This window comes from Photobacterium sagamiensis, assembly GCF_050337085.1.
Classification (GTDB): Bacteria; Pseudomonadota; Gammaproteobacteria; order Enterobacterales; family Vibrionaceae; genus Photobacterium; species Photobacterium sagamiensis.
Genome location: NZ_JAKJSP010000005.1, coordinates 1 through 13,432 on the forward strand (window position 1 = coordinate 1; position 13,432 = coordinate 13,432).

At 42.0% G+C, this 13,432-nt stretch carries 10 protein-coding genes, 1 tRNA gene and 2 pseudogenes; 8 read left to right on the forward strand and 5 right to left on the reverse strand.

Annotation, left to right across the window (positions count from 1 at the left end; genetic code table 11):
- Positions 1-51: 51 nt before the first annotated feature.
- Positions 52-142 (reverse strand) — tRNA-Ser (locus L4D76_RS00580).
- 1,925 nt (positions 143-2,067) lie between these two features.
- Complete coding sequence (locus L4D76_RS00585) at positions 2,068-2,466, reverse strand: H-NS family histone-like protein (RefSeq protein WP_428439001.1); 399 nt, start codon at positions 2,464-2,466, stop codon at positions 2,068-2,070.
- A gap of 287 nt (positions 2,467-2,753) precedes the next feature.
- Here L4D76_RS00585 and L4D76_RS00590 point away from each other — a divergent pair, with 287 nt between their 5' ends.
- From L4D76_RS00590 to L4D76_RS00610, 5 genes are all read left to right on the forward strand, one after another.
- The gene (locus tag L4D76_RS00590; protein ID WP_428439002.1) at positions 2,754-3,401 is read left to right on the forward strand and encodes a hypothetical protein; all 648 of its coding nucleotides are present in this window, start codon (positions 2,754-2,756) and stop codon (positions 3,399-3,401) included.
- A gap of 126 nt (positions 3,402-3,527) precedes the next feature.
- On the forward strand, positions 3,528-3,812 hold the full coding sequence (locus L4D76_RS00595) for a hypothetical protein (RefSeq protein WP_428439003.1): 285 nt from the start codon (positions 3,528-3,530) through the stop codon (positions 3,810-3,812).
- Positions 3,813-4,123: 311 nt separating this feature from the next.
- Positions 4,124-4,336 (forward strand): transcription antiterminator/RNA stability regulator CspE, encoded by a 213-nt coding sequence (gene cspE / locus L4D76_RS00600; RefSeq protein WP_428439004.1) that lies wholly within the window; start codon positions 4,124-4,126, stop codon positions 4,334-4,336.
- A gap of 263 nt (positions 4,337-4,599) precedes the next feature.
- Complete coding sequence (locus L4D76_RS00605) at positions 4,600-5,337, forward strand: IS6 family transposase (protein WP_428439005.1); 738 nt, start codon at positions 4,600-4,602, stop codon at positions 5,335-5,337.
- Positions 5,338-5,449: 112 nt separating this feature from the next.
- Entirely contained in the window at positions 5,450-5,839 is a 390-nt protein-coding gene (locus L4D76_RS00610; RefSeq protein ID WP_428439006.1) for a hypothetical protein, read from the forward strand.
- A gap of 368 nt (positions 5,840-6,207) precedes the next feature.
- Here the strand turns inward: L4D76_RS00610 and L4D76_RS00615 are convergent, their stop codons facing one another.
- From L4D76_RS00615 to L4D76_RS00625, 3 genes and pseudogenes are all read right to left on the reverse strand, one after another.
- Positions 6,208-6,945, reverse strand: a complete 738-nt coding sequence (locus tag L4D76_RS00615) for an IS6 family transposase (protein ID WP_428439007.1) — start codon at positions 6,943-6,945, stop codon at positions 6,208-6,210.
- Between the two features lie 674 nt (positions 6,946-7,619).
- A pseudogene (locus tag L4D76_RS00620) lies at positions 7,620-8,312 on the reverse strand (IS6 family transposase).
- Positions 8,313-8,481: 169 nt separating this feature from the next.
- Positions 8,482-8,970, reverse strand: coding sequence for a TetR/AcrR family transcriptional regulator (locus L4D76_RS00625; RefSeq protein ID WP_428439008.1), 489 nt, complete (start codon positions 8,968-8,970; stop codon positions 8,482-8,484).
- Positions 8,971-10,415: 1,445 nt separating this feature from the next.
- Between L4D76_RS00625 and xylB the strand changes: the two genes are divergently transcribed.
- The 3 genes and pseudogenes from xylB to L4D76_RS00640 all read left to right on the forward strand — a co-directional run.
- Positions 10,416-11,867, forward strand: coding sequence for a xylulokinase (xylB, locus tag L4D76_RS00630; protein ID WP_428439009.1), 1,452 nt, complete (start codon positions 10,416-10,418; stop codon positions 11,865-11,867).
- A gap of 140 nt (positions 11,868-12,007) precedes the next feature.
- Positions 12,008-13,186, forward strand: a complete 1,179-nt coding sequence (locus L4D76_RS00635) for a XylR family transcriptional regulator (protein WP_428439010.1) — start codon at positions 12,008-12,010, stop codon at positions 13,184-13,186.
- 106 nt (positions 13,187-13,292) lie between these two features.
- Positions 13,293-13,432: pseudogene (locus L4D76_RS00640) on the forward strand (IS6 family transposase); the annotation flags it as partial.

Below are 13,432 nucleotides of genomic sequence, written 5' to 3' on the forward strand. Positions count from 1 at the left end.
AGTCGGCACACTTTATCTTTTTGTATTCACGCTTACGCCTAAATACGAATTTGGCGGAGAGATAGGGATTTGAACCCTAGATACGCTACAAACGTATGCCGGTTTTCAAGACCGGTGCTTTCAACCACTCAGCCATCTCTCCGAAGGCCGCTGATAGTAGGGAACACCGATAGCAATGTAAAGCTCTGTTGTGCCAACCGATTAATAAGTAGGCCATTAAACGTAACGCGCATAATGACTACCGCAGCAGCAGAAAGACATACATCAGAACAGAAACAGAATTTTGAGAGTGGGATCATTAATTCCCCTTGCGGTATGGTGTATGTTGCATATTAACGTTGTTCCTGATCTGTTTGTCCCCATCATTTGTCTTGATGGGGATTTTTTTGTGCCAGGATAAGCCTAAATTAATGCCTAATTAATGCCCTATTTAACGTAATGGGCATATGTCGCACCGTGTTTTGATGCTTTGGATCGAAGAAAAGTTAACCGCTTGATTGAATACGCGGAAGTGCACCCATATGTATATTATGAGTCTCTTAAATTTTTTATGGGTAAAAAATAGAGGTAACTATGGGAATTAAACCTGGTCCAAAGCCAATTGCAAAATCAACTGGGAAGCCAGATAGGCGTCGACGGGATAATAAAGATATCCCGGGGAATACGCCATCACTTAAGCCTCACAAGCACAAGAAAGGTGATTAACAAATCATAAGGGTTGTTTATAACACCTGTAAACTGAACTCCGATAGGCTGCCATTTGGCGGCCTTTTTTGTCTCCATTCTAGAGTGATGTTCTTGTCACGGTGTCACATTTTTTCGGTCACCCATAACACCTAGCCTAGCGCTCCTTATCCCCATTCTTTTCCTGAACTACTCACCGATTTTGTGGATGAAAAGCAGCCAATTTAACGTAATGGGCACTTAACGCACCGCTTTTGTAAGATCTAATTAGAAATGTCAGGCTGTTCTTGCTTCTCACCTTTTCGATGTCATTTTGAGTAGGTATCCGCTTTTGTTAAAAAAAATTCGTCTTTAGCATTTTTAATGCAAATCAAAACGTTAGCTTAACCCATCAAATAATACGTTATATCAAGCACTTAGGATTGATTCGGGATGGTTTACCTTTGCCTTGGAGTCTGTATAGTTATGTATATGTACCTATCGGCGGAGAGAAAAAGATGCATATCTAAATGGGCTTACTCGTCACTCTAGGAATAATGATTTTTAATGCTGGGAGGTTTTTTGGGTTGGTAGAGCAAGCTTTAAAAGCTTCTTGTAAATCAAAGGCATAGGTTGCATTTTTATGCGAAATTTTATTCTTGAAATTTATTATCAGAACCAGATGCTAGAACATAGAGAACTCAAACAGATTGGATTCCAGCCAATGCCGGGTGAAAAGGTCTATGTTTCTTTTTCAAATAAAAATCACTCTGAGCAATGGGGTAATTGGTGGCTCGTGAAAGAGCGAAAGTTTTGTATGTTTAGCGACCACTCAGAAACGATGCAATTACATTGTGAACCGTGTGATTCTAATGATTGTCGGTAGTTAATTTTACCATAACACCCGTAAACCGAACCCTGAAAGGTCGCTATCATGAGGCCTTTTTTATGTCTTTTCGTTACATGACCTCGCTAGTTCTGCGGCGAATTTCGAAAGAAGTCACAAAATTCGTTAGCTACTTATGAGATCATGAGCACTATAACTCAAAGCGAAATACTTGCTTCCAATATTCACCCTAATTCTGGCTAACAGATTAGGGCTTTTTTTTGCCTATTGAATATAACGCCCGTAAAGCTGCTCAAAGCTTGTTGGTAGGATTTTCTACCTCTATTCCTTGCAATGGCTGTCAATTCTTATTATCTTTTTTAAGTGCACTGGAACGCGAAAGCATTCCTGATGCAGAAAAAACTGCGTATCAGTTTTAGGCCGCCTTTTATGGCGGTCTTTTTTGTACCTGTACCACAGAGGCTGAGCGTTACACGATCACGCCAAGTTTAGGCTCAAGATGAAGAAAAGCCGCGTGTGTAGCCACGGCTTTGAGTTGGATATTTTGGACTTTATAACTAAATAAGAAAATCGTCTAAGTTAGCACCCTCATCGAGTACTTTCTTTAAAGCACTCGGTGTACGGCCTTGACCTGTCCATGTCTTTTCTTCACCGTTTTCATCGATGAACTTATATTTAGCTGGCCGCGCTTCGCGAGGTTTCTTGGGTGTTTTAGCCGTAGTTGCTAAAAGTTCTTCTGGGTCAATACCGTCAGACAATAGCATTTGACGATATGCTTCTAATTTTTCTTCATGTTCTTTATTTGCAGCTTTAGCTTGTTCTTCTTCTGCTGTGCGCTCATTTACAATCTGAGTCAGTTTTTCCAACGCTTCTTGTAGCTGCTCCAGTGTCATAGATTCACGAGTAAAAGTGCGCAAGCTGCGAATGTTCATTAATAGTTGTATAGCGTCTGTCATGGTTTCTGTTTTTACTCAATTGAATGAAATTGTATTTTACAATACAAGATGCCTTTTACCTATGACGCCTGACCTGGCGGTCGTTATCCCCGTCTTTTACCCGATCTAACCATTGATTTTGTGGATGAAAAGTAGTCTATTTAACGTAATGGGCACTTAACGCGCCGAATTTTGGGAAAGATTTTGTAATCTCCACTTGTAAGTGTCTGGTAGCATATGGAGATATACGATCTCAGATCGTTGAATACAATGTTATGTGTTTTTCGGCTAGGTGATAAGTAAGAAAAATGACAGAGTTAAGAGATGAAATTATAAATTCAGTCAGACACTTAGACCAAATTAATTATTTGTATAAATGTGACGTTGACATAGTTAAGTTAAAAGCTGAAAGGTGTAAAATTTTAGAGGCTCTTGCATATTATTGTCCTGAATCTTCGTTTTCTGATTTAGTCATAGATCAACTATCAATGATTAGCAGCCATAAATATGTAGAGTTGGGAGGTAAGTTGTACCCATACATTCTGTTGGATGTATTACATCGTATGCGTCTGGTTGAAGTTAATAAACCAGACTATAAACCATTTAAGCGTAATGGTTCTCCTTTAAAAGGCACCAATTTATATCATGTACACCATAGCTTACATTTTGAAATGATATTCAACTTTATTCGCTATTTCGAGAAAACTTACCATCGAGATGAATTGATTTTTGAGCAGTTAAATCAGTTATATGATCAGTATCCAAATAGAACAGACCATATGGCTATATTTGTAAAAGATGAAATGATTAAGTCAGTGGAATGGGATGTAAAAAATAAAACCGGCGAATGGTTAATGTATCAAATTATTAATAATCAAATTCATTTTGTGGCTTTGGCATTACATCAAACAGATGATTTGGTTTTGTTTGAGTTAATTCAGTCACACTTGAAATGAAACACATAAAAGGCAATCAAGGGTGATGCATTACACACGGCGGTTTTGGTATGGAGTTTGGTGTGCTCGGTAAGTTCATCGTGGCACACCTTATTGCGGGCGTTATGTTGCAGGAGAGGAAAGTAAATGGCAATTGTATATAAAGTAAAAGATGGAGATTCTGAGGTTGATAGAATGGTCAAGATTGGAGAGTTTTCTGTCGATATGTTGCATGATAAATTAGAGGTTTATAAATGCAAATTCTTAGGGGAATTTCAGCCAGCTTTCAATAAAGAATCCGCTTCTGACTATTATTCAAGAATAGTTATTGAAGTTACTAATGATGATCTTATCGCTCAAAAGCTTCCTAAGGTTGGGTTCTACTTAGTTGAAAAATTGCGAGCCAAAGACGCCAGTTTTCTGATGGGCTGAGCAACATAACACCCGTAAAGCGTCTCAAGCTTGCTGGTAGAATTAAGGTCGTCATTGGCGGCCTTTTTTGACGGATGACTGAAAATTACTGTACAAAAAACGTACAGCTGTTATTATCTCGCTCGCTCTGTTGTACAGAGAGTTATTAAATGCAACATCAAGTACAAGTTAAACCTTCAGCTACATCTACATCTACGTTATCGTTTTGTACCTCAGTGTTTCCCTTATATTTACCGTAACATTAAATAATTCAACCGCTTAGCACGTCGCATTCTGGCGATTTATTTATTAATTTTYATAAGGGRCAGCATATGTCTAATTCAAGTACTGGTATCGTAAAATGGTTCAACGAAGATAAAGGCTTTGGTTTTATCACGCAGGATAACGGCGGCGCTGACGTATTCGTTCATTTCCGNGCTATCGCTTCTGAAGGTTTTAAAACTCTAGCTGAAGGTCAAAARGTTTCTTTTGACNTAGAGCAAGGCCAAAAAGGCCCTCAAGCAGCGAATGTAGTTGCTTTATAATTAGAAGACTTATCTTCTGAAAAAATGCTGGCTATGGCCGGCATTTTTTATATCTGTCGTTTGGCATACATTCAACATCACAGCCAAACAATGAAAGGTCGCCCCAGGCGGCCTTTTTTACGTTACAGGGTTATGATTTTGGTTACCTGTAAGGCCTGACCTGGTGTTGGTTATCCACCGATTTTGTGGATGAAAAGGCTTTGTTGCAAAAAATTCAGCCTGGGCTCAGAATCGCTTCTTTCCTCATTTCATCCAGTGACTCAATGACCAACCCCGAATTCAAATGGAAACACTTTGCTCCTGAAATCATTCTCTGGTGCCTTCGTTGGTATGGTTCAACCCCAATGAGCTACGCAAACCTCAGCGACATGCTGGCAGAGCGGGGGATTTCGGTTAATCGTTCAACCATTTATCGTTGGTTTATTGAGTATGCTCCGGCATTACGTAAGAAGTTACGTCGCCATCAATTCATCCGGACTGACTCTTCGTGGCAGCTTGATGAAACCTACGTCAAAGTGAAGGGGAAGTGGCATTACCTGTACCGTGCCATCAATAAGCAAGGCGAGACACTGGATTTCTATTTCTCTCACAAGCGTAATAAAGAAGCCGCTTATCAGTTTCTTAGGCGCTGCCTGAGATATTACGACTTAGACAATCAGCCTAAAACGTTAAACACCGACAAACATTCCTCATACGCCAATGCGATTGCTCGCTTGAAAAAGGAGGGACGATTGCGAGCTGATGTCGAGCAGCGGCAAGTTAAGTGCCTCAATAATGGCATTGAATCCGATCACGCCCCAATTAAGAAACTCGTTGTCGCCACCGGCGGGTTTAAAATACGAAAGCGAGCCTGGTCAACTATCCAGGGATTTGAATCTCTCAGGATGCTAAACAAGGGCCAGTTTGATTTCTGGTTACGCAATGATGAACGTAAAACCCTTGTGCAGGAGAGATCCGCCTTCATGAATCGCCTCTTCAATGTTGAGGTTGTTTACCAGTAATCATTAAGCCCATCACTGGGTAGATCTGTCTTATTTTATTATTTGCAACAAGCCCTTATTTTCTGTCTGCAATCATTTCTCGAACTGTTTTGATGAGGCCAAAGAGATGGTCATGCAGGATTTTCGTAAACGTGAATTGCGCGAAGAATACTTTTCCTGCGTGGATATCACGCCGAAACTGGGGGTTTTACCAGAAATTATTCAAAATTGGGAAAAGGAAGTCACTCGGCGAATTGTTGATTATATTGACTGGGGCCCTCGCAACCTTCATTTGAAAAATGCCTTGCTGGAAGATATTGAGGATGTGCCTGTGCTAGATCGAAGTTTACATGGTGCGGCATTGGGTCAAGCTAGGGCATTTTCTGTTTATGATATGATGGATCGCAGTAAGGGATTCGAATCTCAACATGCTCCATTTTGGCTGGCGAATATGCAAATTGATGGCAAAATGCTGGCTGATATTCGTAAACAAGATCCTGGCAAATTTACTTTTTCAAGGTAAGTCAATTCCGACGTTATTCAACTCTGTACCCATCACTGGGTAGATCTGCCTTATCTGATTATTTGCAACAACGCCGTCGCGCTTATGCTCTTAATGTCAGCGCAACAAAGCTGATAACATGATAAATACCTTTTTGTTAATGAATCCCCGGCTTCTCCAAGTGCCAAGCGGTTTTTTTTTGCTTTCATAGGCGGTAAAGGGTGAGGGTGTTTGACTGCGCGAGTTGGCCGATAGGCTGGAAACCAACGACGGGRTCTTGCCCGCTATCAATCCAGACCAGGCACCACACTAGAGACCGAGAAGTAATCAGGAGGGCGTTGTTGCAAATAATCAGATAAGGCAGATCTACCCAGTGATAGGCTTAATGATTACTGGTAAACAACCTCAACATTGAAGAGGCGGTTCATGAAGGCGGATCTCTCCCACACAAGGGTTTTACGTTCATCATGACGTAACCAGAAATCAAACTGGCCTTTGTTTACCATCCGTAATGATTCGAATCCCTGGATGGTTGACCAGGCTCGCTTTCGTATTTTGAAACCGCCGGTGGCCACAACGAGCTTCTTGATGGGAGCGTGATCGGACTCGATACCATTATTGAGATACTTCACTTGCCGTTGCTCGACATCCGTTCGCAGTCGTCCCTCCTTCTTCAAGCGTGCAATCGCATTGGCGTATGAGGAATGCTTGTCTGTGTTTAACGTTTTAGGCTGATTATCTAAGTCATAATATCTCAGGCAGCGCCTAAGAAACTGATACGCTGCTTCTTTATTACGTTTGTGAGAGAAATAGAAATCCAGTGTTTCGCCTTGTTTATTGATGGCACGGTAAAGGTAGTGCCATTTCCCCTTCACTTTGACGTAGGTTTCATCGATCTGCCACGATGAGTCTGTCCGGATGAATTGATGGCGACGTAACTTCTTACGTAATGACGGGGCATATTCTATGAACCAACGATAAATGGTCGAACGATTAACCGAAATCCCTCGCTCTGCCAGCATGTCGCTGAGGTTCGCGTAGCTCATTGGGGTCGAACCATACCAACGAAGGCACCAAAGAATGATCTCAGGGGCAAAGTGTTTCCATTTGAATTCGGGGTTGGTCATTGAGTCGCTAGATTAAGTGGGGAAGAAAAGGGATTCTGAGCTGAGACTGAATTTTTTGCAACAAACCCAAGATAAACGCGCACCCCATGTCGCCAAGACCATAGGCAAGCATTTCAGGCTTTGAAACGCCAAATGTTGGCTTTTGTGTCATCATCTATTCCTTTTCATTTTAATTTTAAAATATCGGTCACTTACTACTGCCCTCATGACGCCACCTAGTTAATTGAAAAAACGATCTGACTTATTTGAACAGAGCTTGGTTTTCAAGAAGTTCTTGATAGCCAGATACATACTAGGATTGATGTCGGCTTCTACAGCGTGGTCTGCTAGAGACTCAAGAGAGAAATCGATGCGCATGATTTTTCACGCCTAGATCGTCGCTCCAACTTTGATAGCGGTTAGCAACGTTATTAGCTAGGAAGTCGTTTTCAATCATTTCTATTCAATTAAAATATATAGCCATGACAGTATCCTATTGTGATTGTTTTGTACTATGCTGGTCGTTTGTAACTTTTTCAGCAATTACGATATTTAACAAACCTTAAAGGTCTTATGTTTTTTGTGTTGCCATTCTCGTTTTTGATTAAAAAAGACGCCCATTGGCCTAATGCTGCGTAAGAGGGTTTTGTCGCAGAGTTTAGTCTAACTACACGCGCACTGATTTTCAGATACAATTAGGCTGCTAGCGCGTAAAATTCATCCCAAACAGATAAACATTCAGGGTTGTCGAGCTGCCCATTTTTAATCATCGACCACAGCTCCACGCCAGCGAGTGTGGCCTTTGCNCCTTCGTCTGATTTCCATCCYARACATTGATTCATTTTACCTTTCACTCTGCGGTGGCTTTGCTCAACCAGGTTGTTCAAATACTTAACTTGAAGCACTTCAATAAGGTTGAGCATCCTCCCCGTCAATCAGAGTTGGACGTTGATATTATGTAGCGCTAACGCATTCGCTCCACTCTTATCGATCACCACCTTTTCAGGTAAGCCGTTATGGCCTATTGCCTTATTGAAGAAGGCGCGAGCTGCTTTCTCGTCACGGTGATCGCACAGTAAAAAATCAATCACATCACCGTACTTATCAACGGCCCGGTAATAATACTTTCATTGACCTTTGACGTTAATGTATGTTTCGTCCATCCGCCACTAAGGGGCGACAGGCTTCTTTCTTCGACGAGCCCGATGCTCCAGTAAAGGGGCGTATTTGATAACCCACCGATTGATGGTTGAGTGATCAACATGGATACCTCGTTAAACCATGATCTCTTCGATTTCACGATAACTCAGTTTATAAGCAAGGTAATAGCGAACAGTCAGGAGAATAATTTCTGAAGGGAAGTGCCGGGCTGAAAAATGGATGGTCATGCGATTACATTGAGTGGAAAGCTTCGGTGATCATAACTCATAGAGTGACTTTGCGACAGAACCTTCATTCCCCCCCCTGCAGGGCAGGGCAGGGGGCTTTATTTATAAATAAAACGGCCACATCGGCCGTTTGGTCGCACAGAAAAGAAGGGGGGGATTGCTGAAACGCTCAGACAGCAACGACAGCATCGTCTGGCTGGAGTTCTTCAGCAGGCAGTCCGGGCTTCGACAGGTGAACTACAGCATAACCGAGACTCATGTAGATACAGCGCTCGATTTTTGCAGGCTCACCGTCAATCTTTGCAAATAAGCCTTTCACCCCGGTTTGGGGCGAAATAATCGCATCGGCATGTTTAACGGCCTTGATGAACTCCGGTTCGTGGTGGATCGCGTAGACCCAGGAGGTGAAGAAGGCATCGGGAGAGGTAAAAATCAGTGGACGCTCGATAACCTCGGCGAACATCGGCGTTAACACATTGACCAGGTCGGCCTTGAGCTTGAAATGGGCATTGATCCCCGAACGGGCGATTCCAACTTTTTTGGCAATGGTGCTAAACGTCAATTTATCCAAGCCATCGTTCATCGCGACTTCAAACGAGAAGTTGATGATTTTTCGTCTGGTTTCGGCTGCAACTGCCTGGCTCACTCTTGGCATCATACACTCCCCAAAATGGTCTCTGTCTATTATCTGGTACCGAGACGCTGATTAATGGCAAAATGATACCAGTATTTCTCAGCTCTTGGAGATTAATTCTACAACCTATTGATATTCTTTTATGATCTGGATAACTACCCTTGGTGGATAATGGCCTACCGGGATTAGGTGGAGTTACCCGCCAGAACGTAAAAGTAATCTTTGCAGAACGCACACGTATAATGGTCATCGCACTTTATTTGCCGTATGCCAACTTAAATGTTATAGCTTGAAATCTCAGTATTGAATACAGAATCAACCGTGATGTAAACTTCTATTATATAAATTAGATTATTCTCAATGACGAATGAACCTATTTTTGTAATAAACGAAAAAGCCGTGAGCAGACAAATTCTTCATCGGGCCCAATCCCATGGACCAGTCGATAAGGGTAAATCCCTATTTTCTTGATTTTAACTGTTGCATATGGCGTGACTTGATTGTATGACGCTGTCATATATTGCGAGCGCAGTGAAATTAGAATGGTATGTTCTTTTCTATGATTGAGGTGGGATAGTGTCACAAATAGTCCCTTACGCAAATTACGATATTTCACTTTTTGAAAATTTATGGACTGAAAATTATACCGATTGCCTTGCACTGACATGATCCCGGTCACCAATACCAGATCGGATACTCCGTTTACCAGATATCTTAATTGTTACTGTTCTATCGGGCGCTAGACTGGATGGGTTGCTTGGGAGAGCATTATCATTGCCCTATTTGATAAAGCAAACAAATACACAGGGCAAATTAAGGCGTTGGCCTGGTGTGTTCCGGTTGGCGGGCTTTTTAGCCCGCCTTTTTTTATCCACTCAAAAACTTTTCTATCCAGGGACAGATTTTGTTGCCTGTGCTCACCATGGCTATGTTGCTGATATATGCCATCGTCGCTGTTTTATTGAACAGTGCAAAAAAACAAACCGCCTGGGAACAATCTATCTTTCGACCTGAAACTGGTTCAGTTTACTAGCGTTATGGTAAGTATTTGCTTCTACTCAATTCACGAAGCAACATCTCCGCCGTCGCTTTAGCATTGCCTGAAAAATGTCCGATGATTAGCACCTTAAACTTGACCGCCCTATGATCATTCTCGGGATACCAAGAGCGCAAAACAATTTTCACCGCGTTTAGAGGTTTCCCCATCGAGGCAACTTTCGATACTAACCTTATTAGAATCAACACAAAAACACCGCATTACAATTGCTTGCACTTAACACAACATGCTTAACTGCTAGTTATTGCCGTCATTAAACCGCAATTTTTAATGAATTCACATCTTTGCCTCAAAAACGGGACTAAAGGCACACAAAACACTTTCGTTACTTTTTTTGTGAAATTTCATAATTGTAGTCAGCAACTTATAAGAGGATATTTATTTCAAACGATTCTACTAATAAGGTTCGATTATGTTTGTTGGTATTGATTTAGGGACATCTGGCGTCAAAGCTATCGTGCTGGACGAGAGCGGAATTATTCTAGGCGCAAAAACTATCCCACTTAAAGTTTCTCGACCTCACGATCTATGGTCTGAGCAAAAACCAGAAGATTGGTGGGAAGCTACATGTCAGGCCATTAAAGGCCTAAAAGAAGAAACAGATTTGTCTAATGTAAAAGCCGTTGGCCTGTCTGGACAAATGCATGGCGCGACCCTTCTCGATAAGGACGGTAACGTTTTACGCCCGGCCATTCTTTGGAACGATGGCCGTTCACACAAAGAGTGTAAAGAACTGGAAGAACTTGTACCTAATAGTCGCAATATTACTGGCAATCTGATGATGCCAGGATTTACCGCACCCAAGCTTCTTTGGATTAAGAATAATGAACCTGAAATCTTTGAACAGATTGATAAGGTTCTTCTACCTAAAGACTATCTTCGCTACAAAATGACAGGCGATTTTGCCTCTGATATGTCTGATTCTGCCGGAACAATGTGGCTAGATGTAGCTAGACGCGATTGGAGTGACGAACTGCTTGAAGCTACTGGCCTATCTATTGAAAACATGCCTGAGCTTTTTGAAGGCACACAAGTAACCGGCATACTGACACCAGAAATTGCTTGCGAATGGGATATGCCTTGCGTGCCTGTCGTCGCTGGCGCTGGTGACAATGCAGCGGGTGCTATTGGTGTTGGCATCGTAAGACCCGGACAAGCTATGCTTTCTCTTGGCACATCAGGTGTCTATTTCGCGGTTAGCGATACCTTTACTAAAGATCCAGAATCCGCACTACATAGCTTTTGTCACGCAATCCCAAATACTTGGCACACAATGTCAGTTGTCTTGAGCGCGGCCTCTTGTCTTGCATGGTATTCAGACCTATCAGGGTATGAATCGGTGAAAGATATGATTGCTGATGTGGAAAAGAACGAACGCGAAACCTCAGTTATGTTCTTGCCATATATGTCCGGTGAACGTACACCGCATAATGATCCAAATGCTAAAGGCGTATTCTTTGGTATGGCTCCAGATACTACTCGAGCTGATATGGCAAAAGCGATTCTTGAAGGCGTCGGCTTTGCATTCGCTGATTGCCTGGACGTACTTCATGATGCTAGCTCAATTCCAGACGACATCTCTTTAATTGGCGGTGGTGCTCGCAGTGTTTACTGGCGACAAATGCTAGCTGATATTTTTGGAATGAGCGTTAGTTACCGCGCTGGTGGCGATGTTGGTCCAGCTCTGGGCGCTGCAAGACTTGCTCATATTGGCATAGCTGAGAACCCTGTGCTCAAAGATATCTGTCCAGTTCCTGGACTTGTTCAATCCTATCAACCTAACCAAGAACGACACAACCTATATCGCAAGAAGCGAGAAGTATTTAAAGACCTATATCAGAGGTTAAAAGGTTTTATTGTTTAGACGACGAAAGTCACAAATATAAGAAAAAGATATGCGGTATTTGAACTTGTATCGCATTTTTTGCTTTATGCCGCAGTAATTCAAAGGTTTCCCAGTAAAATAACGGACGGCATCCCTTAAGTGTAAAGTGAGTTGTTAATATGAGAGATAAGACCTACAGAATCGCTCTTCTATTTAATGCCAATAAAGCATATGACCGAGATTTAATCAGCGGAATTGGCGAATATATTCACGCAACAAACGTAAAATGGGATATTTACATTGAAGACGATTTTGTTATCGCAAAGGATCTTGTATCGAACTTAGCCTGTGATGGCGTCATCGCGGATTTTGACGACATAGAGCTCTCTAACGCACTGAGCAAGACTGGTATTCCTGTTGTTGGAGTTGGCAGCTCTTACCATGATGAATCTAACTACCCAAATGTGCCATATGTAGCAACTGACAACTATTCAATAGTTAGCAACGCCTTTGAACACTTGAAAGATAAAGGCATAAATAGCTTTGCCTTCTACGGCCTACCGGATGTTGAGGAAAAACGCTGGTCTTTAGAAAGAGAAACCGCCTTCAAAGACATCATGAAAAAGTCAGGCCATAAGCACTCAATTTATAGAGGCCTTAAGACATCACCTAAGAGTTGGCAATATAGCATGAACCGGTTAGCTGACTGGCTTCAAATGCTACCTAAAGCAACAGGTATTATCGCCGTTACCGACTCAAGAGCACGCCATCTTCTACAGGCATGTGATCATCTAGGTATTATGGTGCCTGATGACCTGTCAATCATAGGCGTTGATAACGAACGGATGGCAAGACACCTTACTAGAATATCTCTTAGTTCAGTTGATCATTCCTGCAGAAAGATGGGGGTTGAGGCCGGCAAGATGCTTCACTCAATAATGGAAGGTCGCAGTCTAAAGAGTGACAGAGTTATCGTTCGTTCTTCTCAAATACATGAAAGACAAAGTTCTGCCTACCAAGCAATCCGCGACCCTTATGTTATTAAGGCCATGCACTACATACGCACTCACATAAAGGACGGAATCAAGGTTTATCACGTCCTCGATGAACTAAGACTATCGCGCTCTAACTTGGAATCTAGATTTAAAAAAGAGCTGGGCTACACAATACACAATGAAATATACAATATTCGACTTGAGCAGGCCTGTTCTACTCTAAGTAATACAGAATTGCCTATCTCAGACGTTTTCAAAATGTGCGGGTATCCGTCACTACAGTATATGTATACCGTATTCTCTAAATCACTAGGTATTACTCCGAAGGAGTACAGAGAAAAGGCAAGCAATGAAGCTCTATAGACTTGAAAATAATGGCGTCAAAGTTGATATCTCACTGTAAACCGGTTCTGTCGCAAGCTGGAGTCGTAAGTTATGATCTCCATCAACATTCATCACTTCCAACATTATGACCATTAAATTCACAGGCCGTCATTTTCCATCCGAGATCATACTGCAGTCCGTTCGTTACTATATTTCCTACAAGCTGAGCTACCGTGAAATTGAAGAGATATTGGCAGAGCGTGGCATCAATGTTGACCACTCAAC

What these genes read in the sequence shown, in the direction of transcription:
- L4D76_RS00585 (WP_428439001.1), bottom strand. Translation starts at nt 2,466, where the DNA reads ATGACAGACGCTATACAACTATTAATGAACATTCGCAGCTTGCGCACT.
- L4D76_RS00590 (WP_428439002.1), top strand. Translation starts at nt 2,754, where the DNA reads ATGACAGAGTTAAGAGATGAAATTATAAATTCAGTCAGACACTTAGAC.
- L4D76_RS00595 (WP_428439003.1), top strand. Translation starts at nt 3,528, where the DNA reads ATGGCAATTGTATATAAAGTAAAAGATGGAGATTCTGAGGTTGATAGA.
- L4D76_RS00605 (WP_428439005.1), top strand. Translation starts at nt 4,600, where the DNA reads ATGACCAACCCCGAATTCAAATGGAAACACTTTGCTCCTGAAATCATT.
- L4D76_RS00610 (WP_428439006.1), top strand. Translation starts at nt 5,450, where the DNA reads ATGCAGGATTTTCGTAAACGTGAATTGCGCGAAGAATACTTTTCCTGC.
- L4D76_RS00615 (WP_428439007.1), bottom strand. Translation starts at nt 6,945, where the DNA reads ATGACCAACCCCGAATTCAAATGGAAACACTTTGCCCCTGAGATCATT.
- L4D76_RS00625 (WP_428439008.1), bottom strand. Translation starts at nt 8,970, where the DNA reads ATGATGCCAAGAGTGAGCCAGGCAGTTGCAGCCGAAACCAGACGAAAA.
- xylB (WP_428439009.1), top strand. Translation starts at nt 10,416, where the DNA reads ATGTTTGTTGGTATTGATTTAGGGACATCTGGCGTCAAAGCTATCGTG.
- L4D76_RS00635 (WP_428439010.1), top strand. Translation starts at nt 12,008, where the DNA reads ATGAGAGATAAGACCTACAGAATCGCTCTTCTATTTAATGCCAATAAA.